The organism is Mycoavidus cysteinexigens (genome assembly GCF_003966915.1).
Taxonomy (GTDB): Bacteria; Pseudomonadota; Gammaproteobacteria; order Burkholderiales; family Burkholderiaceae; genus Mycoavidus; species Mycoavidus cysteinexigens.
Genome location: NZ_AP018150.1, coordinates 1,624,682 through 1,638,053 on the forward strand (window position 1 = coordinate 1,624,682; position 13,372 = coordinate 1,638,053).

At 45.7% G+C, this 13,372-nt stretch carries 9 protein-coding genes; 4 read left to right on the forward strand and 5 right to left on the reverse strand.

Annotation, left to right across the window (positions count from 1 at the left end; translation table 11 throughout):
- Positions 1-593: 593 nt before the first annotated feature.
- Both MCB1EB_RS06785 and MCB1EB_RS06790 read left to right on the forward strand, forming a co-directional pair.
- Positions 594-860 (forward strand): BrnT family toxin, encoded by a 267-nt coding sequence (locus MCB1EB_RS06785; RefSeq protein ID WP_045361892.1) that lies wholly within the window; start codon positions 594-596, stop codon positions 858-860.
- Complete coding sequence (locus MCB1EB_RS06790) at positions 847-1,182, forward strand: BrnA antitoxin family protein (protein WP_045361888.1); 336 nt, start codon at positions 847-849, stop codon at positions 1,180-1,182. The genes MCB1EB_RS06785 and MCB1EB_RS06790 overlap by 14 nt, the downstream gene beginning before the upstream one ends.
- Before the next feature lie 258 nt (positions 1,183-1,440).
- Here MCB1EB_RS06790 and MCB1EB_RS06795 read toward each other — a convergent pair whose 3' ends face one another.
- Positions 1,441-1,734, reverse strand: a complete 294-nt coding sequence (locus tag MCB1EB_RS06795; RefSeq protein WP_126353933.1) for a site-specific integrase — start codon at positions 1,732-1,734, stop codon at positions 1,441-1,443.
- Between the two features lie 272 nt (positions 1,735-2,006).
- Here MCB1EB_RS06795 and MCB1EB_RS06800 point away from each other — a divergent pair, with 272 nt between their 5' ends.
- Complete coding sequence (locus MCB1EB_RS06800) at positions 2,007-2,783, forward strand: hypothetical protein (protein ID WP_126353934.1); 777 nt, start codon at positions 2,007-2,009, stop codon at positions 2,781-2,783.
- Between the two features lie 114 nt (positions 2,784-2,897).
- Here the strand turns inward: MCB1EB_RS06800 and MCB1EB_RS06805 are convergent, their stop codons facing one another.
- From MCB1EB_RS06805 to MCB1EB_RS06820, 4 genes are all read right to left on the reverse strand, one after another.
- Positions 2,898-5,621 carry a WD40 repeat domain-containing protein gene (locus MCB1EB_RS06805; RefSeq protein ID WP_052393580.1) on the reverse strand — a complete coding sequence of 908 codons (2,724 nt, stop codon included), beginning with the start codon at positions 5,619-5,621 and terminating at the stop codon, positions 2,898-2,900.
- A gap of 810 nt (positions 5,622-6,431) precedes the next feature.
- Positions 6,432-7,145, reverse strand: a complete 714-nt coding sequence (locus tag MCB1EB_RS06810) for a hypothetical protein (RefSeq protein WP_045361879.1) — start codon at positions 7,143-7,145, stop codon at positions 6,432-6,434.
- A gap of 1,326 nt (positions 7,146-8,471) precedes the next feature.
- Positions 8,472-9,212 carry a sulfite exporter TauE/SafE family protein gene (locus MCB1EB_RS06815; protein ID WP_045365445.1) on the reverse strand — a complete coding sequence of 247 codons (741 nt, stop codon included), beginning with the start codon at positions 9,210-9,212 and terminating at the stop codon, positions 8,472-8,474.
- Between the two features lie 75 nt (positions 9,213-9,287).
- The gene (locus MCB1EB_RS06820; RefSeq protein WP_431311527.1) at positions 9,288-11,534 is read right to left on the reverse strand and encodes a RelA/SpoT family protein; all 2,247 of its coding nucleotides are present in this window, start codon (positions 11,532-11,534) and stop codon (positions 9,288-9,290) included.
- Positions 11,535-11,689: 155 nt separating this feature from the next.
- Here MCB1EB_RS06820 and MCB1EB_RS06825 point away from each other — a divergent pair, with 155 nt between their 5' ends.
- On the forward strand, positions 11,690-13,363 hold the full coding sequence (locus MCB1EB_RS06825) for an electron transfer flavoprotein-ubiquinone oxidoreductase (protein WP_081953437.1): 1,674 nt from the start codon (positions 11,690-11,692) through the stop codon (positions 13,361-13,363).
- The last annotated feature ends 9 nt before the right edge of the window (positions 13,364-13,372 follow it).

The following is a 13,372-nucleotide window of genomic DNA, read 5'->3' on the forward strand; positions in this document are numbered from 1 at the left end:
GTATTGATCAAATACTGAAATAATTCATCAGGCTAAACCTCACACATCTTCGATAAATGCACTGATGGCTATCAGCAGCTCTCAAAAACGTATTTTCCTTCTTACATCTTTAATACTTATTTAACATTTCTATACTATAGAGTGCTTTTTTTATATTTTCTTAATGTGATGCTCTAATACTGATAACTTGTTTTATGAACATTTGGCAGAACAGCCTGTGCTTAATTTCTCGGTTTTTCTTAGTAAGTCTGTTCTCGTGCGGCTGTCCTGCTTGAAACAAGAGCTTCCGTTTCGAATAGACATAGCAAACGGTTGGACACCGCGGCTCCATAGCAAAAGGTATCAATCAAATGCTGAACTATCTCCTGTCTTACACGAACCTCTGTTTTGTGTGGGTACACTTGTTCCTCAAAAAGGAGACCATTTAAGCCCACTAAGGCCCTAAAGATCGGGTTTAAGAGTTAATTTCGGAACAGGTTTTGGGCTAACTCTTTGATTTTTCTATATTTAACGACAGCCTTTTAATCCGCAGATTTATTGTTTATACAAAAATAGCTTGACACTCTCAATTTTATGTTTATACAATAATTACTATGGATTACGAATTTGACCCAGCCAAAGACGAAAGCAATCTTGATAAACACGGTTTGTCGCTGGCTGACGCTGAGAACTTTGAATGGGAAACAGCCGTAGTCTATGAAGACACTCGCCAGCAATATGCCGAGCGTCGGTTTGAAGTAACCGGCTATATCGGCGAGCGCTTGCATGTGATGGTCTACTGCCTGCGAGGTGATGCTTATCGCATCATCAGTTTGCGCAAGGCCAACCCGAGAGAGGTAAAACGTTATGCCGAAACTTAAACCTGGGACAGTTATCCCTACACCAGATGAAGAAGTTATCATCAACGCAGGCATTGCTGCTGACCCTGATAGCCGTGAGCTTGATGATGAGTGGTTCGCTAAAGCCAAGCCCGCAAATAAAGTGCTCCCGCCTGAAATATACTCCGCGTTAGTTGCCAAGCGCCCTCGCGGGCGCCCGAAAGCTGATGAAACCAAAGTCTTTACTGCGATTCGCTTAGATGCCGACTTGTTAGATAAATTCAAGGCAACTGGTAAGGGCTGGCAAACCCGCGTGAATGCTGCTTTGCGCCAGTACTTGGCCGAGCACCCGCTGGCTCAATAAGTAGATGGATTCCGCGATAATTTAAGTCGCTTTTTTGCTCCGCAAAATTGAATCAATATGAGCAAATATAAGGGCTTTCGGATGCCGAAAAGCACAGCATTGCGGAGCAGAAAAATCAAGAATTCCGCTTAAACGCTCGATTCTTTGTCAACTTGGGAAGCTGAGGTAATAGCCATTATACGACGCCCGCTTTGCCTTATGCGGTATGGATTCTAGCAGATTTTTAACCTCTGTGCTTGCTCCGCAATTCGCCCTCTCCTACCGGGTTGGTGCCACTTTTTTTCCACGGCGCAAATAGTGTCTTTTGGTCGTGCGCACGTCAATATGACCCAATAAATCAGCTGCCGCCTGGTCTCCTTTTTCGGCCGACGTATCATCTGCGGCTTTCGCCCGTAAATCATAGAGCCAGAAAGCCTTGAGTTGATCTTTAAATTCTGGATGCGCTTTCGCTGCTTTTTCTCGAGCACTATCAAAATAATATTTCAACGAGCCTTTTGTCATTGGCTTACCCAGTAGTGTGGTAATCCCCTCATTTTTAATAGTTTTCGTCAAGCCAACCGTGAGTTAAAAGTCATCAATTATTCTATTATCTTTTTAATAGGGCTTTTTAATTATTTTTCTGCATTTATTGCGCAGTTATGCAGAGATTTATTAAGTAAGATTCTCTTAAATCTAATTCCCCATAAAAAATCGATTCTTTTAATGATACAGAATTTCGCGCTTTCTAATGAAAAATTAACTTGTCATTGCTATATTGATTATAGAAATTTATATAAATAAATTTATTTTTAAATTTTCAACTCTTTTAAAAATTTTAGATAATCATGAAAAATAGCAATGTTTCACAAAGTCTTTCTTGTCCGCCACTGAATCTAAAGCAAGAGCGAGAAGAAAATAAACGAATTCCTGCACAAAAAGTCAATATAAATAGTAATAAGCTTAAGGTTCTTCGAGAAATGGACCGCAAAACCGCACAGGCAAATCCAAGCCATCCAAGTACACGCAACATTCTTGCGGGAAAACTCTCAAAAATCAATGCGAACGGGCGCAAGACCTCGATTAAAGTTATAACGCGTAGCATGGGTATGGGTACCCCTGGTATAAGTCTAACTCCGGAGACAGATACAGCAAGAGTTCATGGAGGGAAGGACCTTAAAAAACGCACACATAGTGAAGCTGTTATGACTGGTTTGATAACAACGGTCAAAAAACTTAAGGTAGGCGACGAAATACTCGATCTTTCAGAATACAAGCTAGAATACACTGCTTCAAGCAACCAACCTTGTTCTGGAGCTCGCCAGCAAAATTGTACTGTTCTGGCAGAAGTGCCCCTGGCTCCTATGTATTTCGGCAATATATATCATGGCACACAGGATGCACATGGATTTACTCATGCACGCCTAGCGCATGATCTTAAAATAGCCAAAAAATTGGACCCAGGCTATAGCAGCGAGCCTGATAGCGATGATGAAACTGTCGAAAAACGGACTGTTGTCATCAATAGCCATAGTTTGCATGGCCGAGATTTTGCTAAGAATAACGACCCAATTCCCGCTATAGATTTTAAATATTTTTCTTCTGATTACGATACACAAGATTAAATCACATTTGCATTAAAATAGTATGGCATTAGTGATGCGCATCATGTTAAAAGTGCTTTTAAAGTGAACAAAACAGCATGCAGAAAAAAGGGCTTTTTGCACTATGCCCTTTTTTTATTTACAGCGGTCTACTGCCCCTCTCTGTTTTAAGAGTTTTTCATGTGTCTGGCTTAAACCGCTTACTTCTTCAATTAGCATATTTCTCACATTGAGTTGTCCGTGCAATGATATGTACTCCAACTCTGCTGTATACCCTTCTTCTTTTTTTACCTTCCACTGACGCAATAAACGATCTTCTTCACCACACGTCAATAAATAAGAGCCTTCAGGTGTCTTTTTCCAGGCTATGCTATCGCCACACATTTCTTGAATCACTTTTACACACTCTCCAGAAGCAAGCTCCCACACACGGATGATATTGTCATCGCTGCCTGCAGCAATTAGCGCTTCGCATGGCGAATACGCCACACTCGAAATTTTATCTGTATGTCCACGTAAGATATGTATCACCGCTCCACTATACACATCCCATAAACGGACTGTCTTATCAGAACTGCCTGAGGCAATCTGTGTGCCACTTGGTGAATATACCACCCTCAAAACGGCGTCAGTGTGTCCTTCTAACATATGTATAGTTACTTCACTTTGTACATCCCACAAACGAATTGTATGATCAGCGCTGCCTGAGGCGATGTGTAATCCATCTGGCGAATATACTATCCCACTAACCCACTTAGTATGTCCTTTCAAAACACGTACCGTCGCACCGCTTTGTACATCCCACACACGGATAGTTTGGTCAACACTGCTCGAAGCAAGCTGCAACCCATCCGGTGAATACATCACGCTTAAAATATCGCCTGTATGCCCTTCTAAAATGGTTGCGGTCATGCCACTTTGCGTATCCCATAAACGAATCGTCTCATCAGAACTGGAGGCGATTTGTAATCCATCTGGCGAATACACTAGCCTACTACTAATCGGTCCATTATGTCCCTTTAGAGTATGCAAAGCTGCGCCGTTTTGCGCATCCCACAGACGAATGGTCTTATCGGCACTACCTGAGGCGATCTGCGTTCCGCTTGGTGAATACACTACGTTGTAAACCTCGGCTGTATGCCCCGTTAAGATACGTGCAATCGCCCCACGTGCATCCCATAAACGAACCGCACTATCAAAACTGCCTGAAGCAACCTGCTCTCCATCTGGCGCATAACACGCACTTGTAATAGATTCTGAGTGTCCCTCTAACCTGTGTATAGAAGATCTTCTTTGCGTGTCCCATAAACGGACTGTTTCATCATCGCCACCAGAGGCAAGTTGGGTTCCGTTTGGCGAATACACTACGCTAAAAACAGGGTGTGTATGTCCTTCTAAAATTTGCAAAGGCATGCCAGTTTGCGCGTTCCATAGACGGACAGTCGAGTCGTCGCTACCTGATGCAATCTGCATCCCGTTCGGCGAATACGCCAGGCTATGGATCTCACCTCTATGTCCTTCTAAGACGTATATAGCCGCACCGTTTTGCACATCCCAGATACGGATCATTGTATCCACGCCACCCGAGGCAATCTGCATCCCATTCGGTGAATACGCTATGTTATAGGTCCCACCTTTATGTCCCTCCAACGTGCGTATAAGCGAGCCGTCTTGTGTATTCCAAATACGGATCGTTTTGTCCAAGCTGCCCGAGGCAATCTGCGTCCCGTTTTGTGAATACGCCAAACTAAGAACAGAGGAGGTATGCCCTTTTAAGGTGGACACAGCCATGCCGCTTTGCACGTTCCATAGACGTACTGTGTAATCAACACTGCCCGAGGCAATCTGTAATCCATCTGGTGAATATGTCACGCTCCATACAGGATCGGTATGATCCTCTAAAATATATACAACCGCACCGCTTTGCATATCCCAAACGCGGACCGTTTCATCTTCACTACCAGAAGCAATCTGTATCCCGCTTGGTGAATAGGCAATACTCCTAACAGAGTTTGTATGTCCTTCTAAGGTGAGTACTTTTTCCCAAGCCAAAGTCGTATATACGTTGATATTGCCGTTGCCAAGTCCTACAGCAAATGCTTTACCATCCGGGGAATAGGCGCATGAAGTCACATTGCTTTCTTCTTGCAAATAGGCCAATTCGCCAAACTGCACTCCTGACATCTGTGCTCTGCTTAAATTCGCTTGTTGCAGCCATGTCCGATGAAAATGGACGTTTCTTAGATCTGCTCCCTGCAATTGCGCTGAATCAAATGCACCATCACTTAAATCAGCACCTGGCACACGTATTCCATTTAAATTTTTATTATTAAATTGGACGCCCGCTCTTACTAAGAATGTGATCGCATGCGCTGCTTTGATTTGCACCTCTTCTAGCCTAGAGAGCATTACCCAATTCCATAATTTTCTTTCTAATTCAGGATTTTCTTTTATTTTTACTTGTAAAAATTCCGATATTTCTGGCTTATCAATAAGCCACAGCAGCCAACAAAATTCATTCTTTTCTATCACCTCATCGAGTTTTCCCAAGGCAGATAATCTTTCTAATTGGCTGAATGCAAATTTATGTAACTCCCTATCCGAATTCACCAAGTCCCTTTGATACTTTTCATTGATACGGCTTTTGATTAAACGGAGTTTCACAGCTGGCTCTTCTACTGCCTCACCATTCCGAGTCACTGTTATCTTAGCTCCAAACATTGCCTGGCGACCTGAAAAATCCAATAGATCTTCTACCTCTTGCTGAATTTCTAGGGGTAACGATAAAAATGATGGCTGCGCCGATTTTTGTGCAATAAAACAGGCTGGAATAGCTTTATTCGAAATTGGAGTTAACATTTACTACCTCCTTAGGGAGAAGCTGATTTAATCAAGAATTTTTTGCGGGAAATTAAGGAACCTCCTAAGAAACAAATTATAAACATTTGTTATATAAATGTTTTTTTAGGTTTTTTGTACAATAGGCGTAAGCTGAAATCCCATTTTTTCAGCGCGTTGAGAGAGGCTATGCACGACACGTTGCTGGTAGCACTTTTCATAATAATCTTGGCCCTGGTCCATATATTCAGTCCCTTTGATCAGCATAGCGTAAATAAGACGAGTAAGCTTATGGGCTGTTGTCAGCAGCGGATGTAAACTAATACGCAGCAACGATTGAAAATTGATACACTGAATTTGAGAGAATAGCTGCATTTTCTGGTGCGGCGTTGATAACAAATGAGGCCTATAAGGAAATCAGATTATTAAAGAAACATGGAAAAAGCTTGCCAAAGATAGTCGAAGAAGTTGGATGCTCGATGAACACAACGCGCCATCATTTAAAGCTGGCAGAGAAACCGAACATGAGCGTCATGTCAAACGCCTGCTCGCACAAGCTCTATGATTTGTTGATAAATGCCGATGGATACAGTGCTTCGCTTTTACGCATTACAGACTCCTTTAAAATGATTTAAAGGTGTGAGTGAAAAAGATGCAACTCCAGTGAGACGAATACACCACACTATGAACAGAAACAGTGCGACCTTTTAAGATAAAGGCAAACAGCTGAATCACCAAATTTAACCTCGCTTATTGTCTCTTACGCCAAGCTCTCTTTGGTGATTACTATTCCGAATTTAATCAGATTGGTTTACGCTACGATGCTTCAGATTACTTTTTTTGAGCGTCAGCGTTTGCTTGATTGAAATCCCTTTCGATAGCATTGTTCACACCATATCGAACGTTGAACCTGTTATTTTCACCAGCTGTTGCACCGGCAATCACACCGAATGAAAACTGGTACAAATGATCTTCTCCTGATGCAGCTTGCGGCTGAGAAAACATTGGTCGCAGATGATTCATATTCTGAGTATATTGATTTCCGATTTGCTCTAAAAACTTCTGATCATTATCAGTCTTCTGGTAATCCACGTCGGAGATGTTCCCTGGGCCAGCTGATGCAATGCTAACCAGACCACCTATCATTTGAAGTTTAGTTCCCCCCCTTCCCTCGCGTGATGCTTGTTGTGAAGATGATCTCTGCTCTGCGTCACGCGCTTCATGCTCTCGAGCCTTATTATCATTAGCCGACGCCTCTTTAACCGTCGACAAACCTCGTAAAATATCTTCTCTTAATAAAAAAACCTGAGCAAGGTTAGCTTGAACATCTCGCCTCTCATCAAGAGAAAGCTCTTGACTCTGGGTGAGCACATCTCTAAATCTTTTTTCTGCTATATCTAAAGACTTCAACGCGCTCTCTGGGTCCTGCTTTTGCTGTGTAGTAGCAAGTCTTAAAGCAGCTTCCCCTTCTACTAAAGGCCTTGAGTACACTAAAGTGGAGGAAAATGTTGATGACTGAGTAGCTGTGCCTATTGTGTTAACCATACAAACCCCTTATTTTAGTTGGTACTGATCGAATGTTAAAACGTACTAAACACGCACTTCAAAAAACACTTTGAAACGGATTTTCCTACAATTCGTCAATCTTCTTGTTCTACTGCATTCTTAAAATTTTTCGGCCATTATAGTTATAAATTATTTAAGACAAGTTAAAATTTTTTAGATAGCTTATTAGAATTAATAGAAAAATTTAATTTACGAGTGCAAAGCATTCCTACTCACGTCTAGGGCAACGACTTTAGATTTGCCATGTCTCTACTCGTATTTGTAAGGCCTTGCGACATGCCTCGATAAAGCTTTAAAACTTATATTTATAAAGTGATTTCGGCGGCGTATAAAAAACAGTAAAGCAGTCGCTTTTTCGAAAACTATGCTCTGACCTTTTAACGATTATATGCATATTCACGCACAAGCAGCGTCTGAGTTTTAAGTTACGCAGTCGCTGGTGCTCTGGGCGTAAAGCAATCATTAATCCACCCATAAGGTAAGCAAAATGTTTTCAAGGGTTCTAACTACTACAGCAAAGACAAGCGGCACATTATTGGTCGGGGCGCTAATCGACCGCGGCGCAGCCTATAAATCAATTCCAGCTCTACCAATAACGACTTCGTGTTTTAAGACAGGTGACCAACGCCTGGCCGATGCGGCCGGTCCACGCCCACAAGCAGGTGCAAGTGACCCCGCACCATATGAAAAGCATAAAAAAACGTTATGAAAAAAGCAAAGATATTTGCCTAGATATTCCCGCGCAGCGGACAACTTGAAATGAGCGTACGGCAATGTTAAGGAAGAAATCAACACGATCCGTAGAGCAGCGGCAATCGCGAGCGGCAAAGAAAAGCTGACAGCTAACGATGCCAGTTCGATTGTGCGAACGGCCGCGATCGAAAAAGCGACTAACTTGTGGGGCGTCCCGAAGGCTTTTGTTAGCAGCGCCTAAGCCCTCGCGACCACGACACCGGAAGGAATTGCACAAGCATCCGAAACCATCACACAGCGCTTAAAGCATGAAACCAAACAGGCGGTGGTAAACGCGGGTATTACTAGCTCTGTACTGGCAGCAGTCGGAATGATTCCTCATCCGGGCATAAAAGTAGCCGCGGTTGGGCTGAATGCACTAAACAAGCTCGCAACTGGCGCCCAACTGTCCGAAATCATGCATAGAGCAGGAGGTTCCTCGGATGATAGCAATGAGACAACACGCAAAATAAAGGAAATCCTGCAGTCGAAGGTTGTCAGCTAGTTGTCAACCCATACAGGAGCGTGGGACGGCTTGGTTAGCAAAGCGTAGAGATAAGCTTTGCTAACCAATTAAATCCAAACAGAAACCAATAAAGCCACTCCCGAAAAGGTAAGCAAACCTAGCACGATTCTGCGAAAAGTAAGCTCATCAATCCCCTTATATAAGCGCGCCCCAATTAAAGTCGGTATCAGCATAGCCACGGCTACCACCGCAAACATCGGTAACATGCTGCGCGTTACAACACCCGTGGCAATGTAGCTCACCATGGTCGCAGCCAAGATGGAAAGGTTAAAATTCTGAATCACCGCACGCTGCGTATTTTTATCAAAGCTGGACAACATACACCATAAAGTCGGAAGCGCGCCGGCGAATCCTCCGAGTCCACCCATGATGCCGCCCAAGCCGCCTACTATGCTGTCAGCTAGGCGCGACCGCAATTTAAACGGTGGTAGTCGATCTTTTAAAAGCATAATAGGACACCAAACAATAAGTAAGCACCCTAAAATCGTTTTTAAAAGGCTCACATTTAAGTAGGGCAATATCGCTACGCCAATAGGAATGCCTATTAGCCCACCTATAAGAAAGGGCAGTAGTAATGGCAAATTCAGGGCACGACGCACTGTCGTCACAGCCAATAACTGGCCAGTCAGCCCCCCAAAAACGGTCATCGCAATCACAAGCTGCGGCTCGAGAACCCAAGCCCAGAATGACATAGAGACCATGCCAAACGCAAAGCCAGAAAGTCCCTGGACAAAACCGGCGACCATCGCGCCAAGTATTAAAATAAAAAAAACTGAGTCAAAAGACATCGCCATCAGCGCTCTAAAGAGAGCGCTGCCCTAAGATTTCACTATAGTTATCGCACTAGATAAAGGCAAAAGCATTTAGCTTTTACGCATAGCGCGCAACACCCCTACTACTTCAATCAATAACGCCGCCGCCCGCGAAACCTGCGCGGTACTGGTCACTTCAACCGTGAAGTGCATGAGTGCAATGGTGCGCCGGCTAACAATTTTTACGTTAATGACATTGATCTTTTCCCGCGCGAAAACTTCCGATATATCACGCAGCAGCCCGGGCCGATCAGTTGCTTCTATGACCAGGTCAATTGGATAGACTATTGTACCTAATCGGCTTTGGGCATGACTAGGCCAAGTCGTTTGCATAACCCGCTCAGGCATGCGCTGCGCCAGATGGAGAAAACTTGCACATTGAGCACGATGAATGGATATGCCCCGAGCTCGCGTCACAAAGCCGACAATTGGATCGGGAGGAGCCGGTCGGCAGCAACGGGCAAAATGCGTCATTAAAGCGCTGACTCCAACCACTAGCACGCCGCTTGACGCACCTTGCAGCACGCTTAAGTCACTGCTTTTTCTAGTTACCCACGCAGCGGCGCTGTGGTTTTGCTCAGCGCCTGGGATAACTAATACCTGCTCAATGCTGCGTGGGCTTAGCTCTTCTTTGCTGACGGCAATAAATAATTCTTCGGCTGACTTAAAGCCCAATTTAGCCGCAAGCTCTTCTAAATTAGTAGAGGTTTTTCCTTCGCGCTGTAAGGTTTTCTCGACCAAAGCGCGCCCACTAACGATGTCTTGTTGCAAATCAATTGCATTAAACCAAGCACGCACTTTTTGTTTCGCGCGCGCACTGCTTAAATAGGCCAATTGCGGATTCAGCCAATCACGCGATGGACCGCCCTGTTTCACCGCGATAATCTCAACCGTCTGGCCATTGTGCAGCGGCGTATTCAGCGGCACCATGGCACCATCAATCCGAGCGCCGCGGCAACGATGGCCCAGTTCCGTATGCAAATAATAAGCAAAATCGATGGCGGTCGATCCTTGCGGTAAAGCAACCACATGTGCCTGCGGCGTGAGTACGTAGAGGCGATCATCCAGCGACGCTTGTTTTAATTGTTCCCACGGTTTTTTGTCAGCGTATAAATTTGCTGCGGCTTCACTCTGCGTTACCTCGTCCTTCCACGCAAGCAATTGACGCAACCAGGCTAGTTTTTCATCATAACGGCTTTGGGCCACCGTCTGCCCGTCATAATTTTGCCCCTCAGTTTCTTTGTAGCGCCAATGCGCCGCAACGCCATATTCTGCAAAGCGATGCATTTCATGGGTGCGAATTTGAATTTCCAAGGCGCGACTTTCATGATCTAACACTACGGTGTGCAATGATTTATAGCCGTTGGGCTTAGGCCGTGAAATATAATCATCAAACTCTTTTGGGACCGGCTGCCAAAGATTATGCACAATACCAAGCACGCTGTAACAATCTTTTATGTCATCCACAATCACGCGCAATGCGCGGACATCATAAAGCTCAGAAAAATCGAGCTGCTTACTGCGCATTTTGCGCCAAATGCTATAGATATGCTTGGGCCGACCACTGACGTCGGCCCGTATACTCGCCTTTGATAACTCGAGTTGCAATTGAGTGATCGTCTCCACGATATAGGCTTTACGCTCAATCCGCTTTTCGTCCAGTAAGCCTGCAATGTGTTTGTAGGTCACTGGGTCCTCGAAGCGAAGGGCCAAGTCTTCGAGTTCCCATTTTAGCTGCCAAATGCCAAGACGATTCGCCAGCGGCGCGTCTAACTCAAGCATTTCACGTACCACTGCAAGCGCTGGTCGCTGCTGCGCCGCAGCATAGTAGCGTAGGGTCTGCAGCCGAGAGGCCAGGCGGATCAACACCACTCGCACATCTTGGGCAAAGGCTAATAACATTTTGCGCACTGCTTCGATTTGCGCACGCCGCGCTGCCTCAATATCGCGGCCAGCGCGATGCGGCCCGGCCGCGAGTGTCGTCTGTTCTTTGCTGACGCCAAGCCGCATCAGCTTGCATACATCCGTTGCGAGCTGAGTAATTTCAGGACCAAAGCGAGCCACCAGAAGCGGATCAGGCTGGGCTTTGTAATTGAGGGTATTAAAGATAACTGAAGCAATCAAGGTGGGTTGATCTACATTCAGCGCTTCGATAATACGCACAACGCCTAGCGCATGATCAACGACAGGCTCTCCCGAATCTAATCTAAGCGTACCCGCTTGCTCACGCACAAAGGCTAGCGCATCTCCAAGCCCTAAAGCACTCGCTGCGGGTTGAGAAAGCATCTCATGGTTCATTATCAAGTCACAAAAATGGACATAAATTTATGCGCCCAAAAAAGTTAGATTAACAAAATCTCAATTTGTCACAGCTTACTGATTGCTTGCAGTAGAGGGCTACTTCCAGCACAATATTGTTCGCTAAAACAAATCATAATTCGCAGTGGAGAGCTATGTCATCTACCCCCTTTTCTGATCCATCCAGCCAGCGCGAATCGATGGAATACGATGTAGTTATCGTCGGCGGCGGCCCAGCCGGCCTCGCGGCGGCGATTCATTTAAAACAGCTTGCCCAACAGAAAGGCGCTGAAATTAGCGTATGCGTACTTGAGAAAGGCTCAGAAATTGGCGCTCATATTTTGTCGGGCGCAGTCATGGATCCACGCGCGCTGAGTGAATTATTTCCCGATTGGAAAGAACGCGGCGCTCCACTTGAGACGCCTGTCACTGAAGATCGCTTTTTATTTCTGACATCCAAACGAGCGTATCAAGCACCTGCTTGGATCCTACCTGAGACTTTCAAAAATCATGGCAGTTACCTGATTAGCCTGGCCAACGTCGTGCGCTGGCTCGGGCGCCAAGCCGAAGCGCTTGGGGTTGAAATTTTCCCAGGCTTCGCCGCTGCGGAAATTCTATATGGTGCGGATGGCGCTGTCAAAGGCGTTGCCACGGGTAATCTGGGCGTAGGACGTGATGGCCAGCCGACTGAGCAATTTGAGCTGGGCCTAGAGCTGCATGCCAAATATACGCTTTTTTGCGAAGGCGCACGCGGACATTTAGGTCGCCAATTACAAGAAAAATACCAGCTCAGCGCTGCTTCCGATCCGCAAGTTTACGGCCTGGGCATTAAAGAATTATGGGAGGTCCCGGCCGCGCAACATCAGCCTGGTCTGGTCATACATACGGCCGGCTGGCCCCTTGACCATGCGACGTACGGCGGCTCTTTTCTATACCATATGGCCAACCAGCAAGTGGCGCTTGGGCTCGTGGTTGGGCTAGGCTATCAGAATCCTTATCTTTCGCCCTTTGAAGAGTTCCAACGCTATAAAACACACCCAGCGATTCGCTCCTTTCTTGACGGGGGCAAGCGCATTTCATATGGCGCCCGCGCGATCGCTGCGGGTGGCTTAATGTCGTTACCCAAATTAATCTTTCCAGGCGGTGCGCTAGCTGGCTGTGAGGCAGGTTTTTTGAATGCCGCCCGCATTAAAGGCAGTCATGCCGCAATTAAAAGCGCAATGCTGCTCGCCGCGGCAACTTTCGAGGCTTTAGCAGAAGGTCGCCAAGGTGATGTGCTGCACGCTTACCCCCAAGCTTTTAAGCATTCCTGGCTACACCAGGAGCTCTCTCGAGCCCGCAACTTTAAACAATGGATGAGCAAGGGACTCACGCTGGGCACCTTAATGACGGGACTTGAGCAAAAACTGCTCGGCGGCAAAATGCCGTGGACTTTGCACCATCGGCAAGCAGATCATGCGAGCCTAAAACCTGCGGCACAATTTCAGCCGATCGCTTATCCCAAACCCGATGGCAAACTCACCTTTGATCGGCTTTCTTCAGTTTTTCTTTCCAATACCAACCACGCAGAAAATCAACCCGCACATCTGACGTTGAAAGATCCCACTACGCCAGTCAATGTCAATTTACAGCTCTATGCCGGGCCAGAAGCTCGCTATTGCCCTGCTGCTGTATATGAATTCGTGGCCGACAACAATAACCCGCCGCATTTACAGATTAATGCGCAAAATTGTGTGCATTGCAAGACCTGCGATATTAAAGATCCGACGCAGAATATTGTATGGGTGGCGCCAGAAGGCGGCGGCGGGCCGAATTATCCCAATATGTGATGGGCGCAA